This window comes from Solirubrobacter phytolaccae (assembly GCF_027587195.1).
In the GTDB taxonomy this organism is placed as follows: Bacteria; Actinomycetota; Thermoleophilia; order Solirubrobacterales; family Solirubrobacteraceae; genus Solirubrobacter; species Solirubrobacter phytolaccae.
This window is the reverse complement of sequence record NZ_JAPDDP010000144.1, coordinates 1-4,394: the sequence shown is the minus strand read 5'-3', so window position 1 is coordinate 4,394 and position 4,394 is coordinate 1. Positions and strand designations below refer to the sequence as shown.

The 4,394-nt window shown below is 74.1% G+C and carries 3 protein-coding genes; all 3 read right to left on the bottom strand.

Annotated features, from left to right (window positions below; translation table 11 throughout):
- Positions 1 to 12: 12 nt before the first annotated feature.
- A complete protein-coding gene (locus OJ997_RS35945) occupies positions 13 to 843 on the bottom strand; it encodes an AAA family ATPase (protein ID WP_270030284.1) in 831 nt (276 codons plus the stop codon).
- Between the two features lie 24 nt (positions 844 to 867).
- The gene (locus tag OJ997_RS35940; protein ID WP_270030283.1) at positions 868 to 2,235 is read right to left on the bottom strand and encodes a hypothetical protein; all 1,368 of its coding nucleotides are present in this window, start codon (positions 2,233 to 2,235) and stop codon (positions 868 to 870) included.
- Between the two features lie 107 nt (positions 2,236 to 2,342).
- Positions 2,343 to 4,394, bottom strand: a 2,052-nt coding sequence (locus OJ997_RS35935; protein ID WP_270030282.1) for an SbcC/MukB-like Walker B domain-containing protein, incomplete at its 5' end; no start/stop codon positions are given.

The following is a 4,394-nucleotide window of genomic DNA, read 5'->3' as shown; positions in this document are numbered from 1 at the left end:
GAATTTGCCTCCCTAAGCCCGCTTGGCCGCCGACTTGCCCGCGCCGAGCGGGCGCAGGCGCCGCTCCACCGCCGGGGCCACGCCGCGCGCGCCCAGCTCCGCGAGCTGCGCGGGCGACTGCACACCGGCGCTGGCGGCCTCACGCGCGAGCACGGAGACGAGCAGCGGGTTGCCGCCCGTCGCTTCGAGGGCCGCGTCGATCACCGCGGCGTCGGGCGCGGCGCCCAGCTCGGCGGTGAGCAGGTCGGCGACGGCCTCGCGCGGGAGCGGCCCGGGCCGGACGACGGTCGCGGAGGTGCGCAGCTCGTCGAGCAGCTCGGCGGAGGCGCCCGGCTCCTGCGGGCGGGTCGTGGCGACGACCGCGACGGCGAGCCCGTCGATCCGGCGCGCGAGGTACTCGAGGAAGCGCAGCGAGGGCACGTCGGCCCAGTGCAGGTCGTCGGCCAGCAGCACGACCGGCTGCTGCTCGGCGAGGTTGGCGACGAGCCAGTAGAGGCCGTGCAGGACCGCGAAGCCCGCGTCCTCGGCGGCACCGGACGTGGGGTCCAGGACGACCGCGGCATGCGCGGCGGCGCCCACCAGCAGCTCCGGCTTCGCGGCGCGGTCGAGCAGCTGGTGGACGAGCCCGAAGCCGAACGCGCGGTCCAGCTCCGAAGCGCGCGCGGACAGCACCAAGGCGTCGCGCTCGCCCGCCACGCGGCGGGCGGCTTCGAGCACCGTCGTCTTGCCGATCCCCGCGGGACCTTCGAGGAGCAGGACGGTGCCCGTGGCGGCGCGGGCGGCATCGACCGCCCGCGCGACCGCGGCCAGCTCGTCCTCACGTGCGAGCAGGCCGCCGGACATCGCGCACAGGGTACGCGCTGGCGCTCAGCGCTTGAGCGTCAGGTTCAGCTTCGCGCCCGCGCCGGTGATGCTCAGCTTGACGGTCTTCTTGCCCTTCAGCTTGCCCTTGCCGGCCTTGCTGAACTTGAGCGTGACCTTGCCGCCGCCGTTCTTGACGGTGACCTTCCCGCTCGCCACCGTCGTCTTGCCGTACTTGGCCGTGACGGTCTGCTTGCCGTTCGTCGCGCCCTTGAGCTGCACGGCGAGCCCCTTCTTGAGCGCCGCCGCGAGCTTGACCTTCGTGACGCTCAGCTTGGCCGTCGAGCCGCTGTCGGTCCCCGGCTGGCCCGGCGTCTGTGCCGGAGTCGGCTTCGGCGTGTTGCCACCCGGGCCCTGGGGCGCCGGGCGAGCGGCCGGCACCTCGGCCGGCCCCCAGGACGGGTACGTGGCGCCTGCGATCAGCAGCTTGCCCGGGTCCTGGAACTGGCCGCAGTCGGTGGCCGAGAACTTCGGCAGGCCCGCGACGTGGATGCCGTCCGCGCTCGAAGCCCAGAAGATGCGCGAGGCATCGCCGGTGAGCTGCGGCTTGGAGAGCTTCTCACCCTCGATGTCGGCCGGCGCCTTCGCGCAGCGGGTCGGGTAGTCGGGGTAGAAGCCGCCGACCGCCCGCGCGATCGAGAGGACCTTGCCGTCGTCGCCGATCGCGGCGAGCGCGGACTTGTCGCGCGACATCGTCGTTTCCTTGAGCTTGCCGTGGAACTCGTAGTCCTCGAACCAGCGCTTGAGCGAGTTCGCGTCGCTCGGCGACCACAGGACCGTGTCCTCGTTGGGCAGGATGTACGGGTCGCTGAGCAGGACCGTGTCGTTGTCGATCCACGCGGCGTCGATCCAACCCGATCGGCGCGCGAAGCCCGGCTCGTCCCACGCGGTCAGGCGGTTCGGGTCCGTGAACGCCGTGCCGTGGTAGAGGCGCTTGACGTAGCAGTTGTTCTGCGGGTTGCAGTACGGGTCGTGGCCCGTGTACTGCCAGTAGTACGTGTACGAGACGCGCGTGCCGTCAGGCGAGATCGCCGGGTCGAACGGCCCCTTGAACTGCATCGTCGGGTCGGTCGAGGTCGAGACCGGCGTGAGGATCTCGGCGATCACGCTGCCGTCGCGCTCGAGGTGGCGGATCTTGTCGCCGCGCAGCGCGGCCATCCGGCCGTTGTCGGCCTGCGAGACCGTCGAGTAGCCGCCGTCGAAGGTCACCTGGTACTCGCGCGCACCGTCCGTGGTGGCGAGGAAGACGTTGCCCGACTTGATGTAGGCGATCGAGTCGGCCTGCGCCACGGCGGGCGCGCCGAGCGCGAGCAGCGCCAGGGAGGCCGCGGCGCCGGCGATCCGTCGCCGGCTGAGGAGGGGTGCGTCGTGCATGGGTCGCACTCTCGTCGCGCACCGCCGCTCCGGCATCAGGGCCCCACCCGAAGGTTCGACCGCCCGTACTCGTTGGGGTGCGGAGATCCGCACCCCAACCCTCGTACCTACTCGTCCGCGAGCAGCTGGCTCCCGGTCCAGACGGACCGCTGCCCGACGACCACGCGCTGGGACCGGAAGCGGCGCAGGTTGATCAGCGCGAACCGGTGCGTCGGCACGAACGGCCGCAACTTGTAGGAGGCCATCATGAAGTCCAGGTCCAGCTCGCCGAGCACCTCGAGCATCTGCCGCGCGTGCGCGTCGTCGATGCCCTCGAACGCCTCGTCGAGCACGAGCGCCCGTGGGCACGGCAGCGCGGCGCCGTCGAAGAACCCGGCCAGCGCCGCGAACAGCGGCAGCTGCAGCATGATCGCCCGCTCGCCACCCGAGCCGGCGACGAGCAGCCGGTTGGTGAGCTTGCGCGTGGGCCCGCCGTCGCGCGTGACCTGCACCCAGAAGCGATGCCACGCGCGGTAGTCCAGCGCCCGCGCGATCTGCTCGGCGGTCGTGCCGTCGCCGCGGTCGCGCTCGGCGTCGATGAGCGCCTGCAGCTGCTCACCGAGCTGGGCCTGCGCGTCGGCGTCGAGCATGCCCGGGCCGCGGCTGAGCAGCGCGACCGTCTCCCGCAGCGCGTCGGCCGCCTCCGCCTCGATCTCCCACCGCAGGCCGACGCGGATGCCGAAATGCGTGCGGCACGCGGCCAGCACGCGGTTCGTGCGCTCGACCTGGTCGCGGACCTCCGCCAGCCGCACCGCAAGGGCGTCGGCGAGGCCGTCGACGATCCACTTGCGCATGAGCTGCTGCTCCTGCTCGGAGATGCTCGCCTTCAGCGACTCGAGCTCCGCGGCGAGCTGCTCGGCCAGCTCCCGCACGCGCTGGTGATCGCCCGAGCGGGCGACCGTGACGACGACCAGATCGCGGTCGTCACCTGGGTACTCCTGCGCGACCACGTACCCGCGCGAGGGCGAGAGCGCCTCGCGCAGCGCCGTGATCTGCGCGCTCACGCGCGTGTTCAGGTGCGTGAGGCTGTCCGTCGGCGGCCGGTCGCCCGCCAGCTCCCGCGCGGCCTGCAGCGTCGCCTCGGGCGAGCCGCCGGGCAGCGCGAGCAGGCCGTGCGTGCCGAGCAGGGTGAGCGCCTCCAGCGCGGAGTTCCGGCCCGCCGCCGCGGCCTTCAGGCGTCCGCCGACGACCTCGACCTGCGCGTCGAGCACCGCCGCGCGCTTGGTCAGCTCCACGCCCTGGTCGTTGAGCCGCTTGAGCTCGGCCTTGACCTCCGTCAGCGCCGGCTCGGTGCGGTCCAGCTCGTCCTGGACGCTCAGCAGGTCCGGGCCTTCGAGCTGCTTGACCATCTCCAGCTCGCCGGCCCGGCGCTCGCGCTCCTCGTCGGCGAGCGCGAGCTCGGCCTCGGCGCCCGCGAGCCCCTGCTCCTTCGCGCCGAGCTTGCTCTCGACCGCCTCGCGTTGACGGCGGTCGCGCGCGAGCCGCTCGGCCGGCGGCCGCAGCTCGCGCAGCTGCGTGCGCAGCTCGGTCAGCCGGTCGGCGAGCGTCTGCCGACCCGCACGGTCGGGCAGCTCGTGCTCGCGCTGGAAGCTGCTCGCGACCAGCCGCGCGTCACGCGCCGCCGCCCGCGCGGAGACGACGTCCTCCTCCGCCGCGCGCACCGCGTCCCGCGCGACCTCCTCCGCGGCCTCGGTCGTGTGCAGGCGACTGCGCGCCGCGGCGTGCTCGCGATCGCGACCGAGCAACGCGCGCGCCTCGGCCGTGGCCCGCGCGGCCTGCGCCTCGAGCCCACGGAGCGTCTCGCGGACCTCCTCGGCCTTGGCCTGGAGCCGCACGACCTCGTCGTCGAGCTGCTCCTGGCGCGCGAGCCGGCTGCGCTCGCGGGCGGTCGCGCCGACCCACGCCGCGGCCCGGACCTCGTGCTGCGCTCGCAGCGGACCGACCGCGCAGGACCCGTCGAGCCCGAGCACGACGGTGCCGCGCCGCTTGGTCGCCGCGCCGGCGTCCTTCGGCACGACCGCGACGGCCGCGAGCGCGGCCCGCAGCGCGTCGATGTCCGCGGTCGCCACGGCCGCGCGCGACGCATCGGCGTCCGCCGACGCGCCGACGCCGGCCGTCGT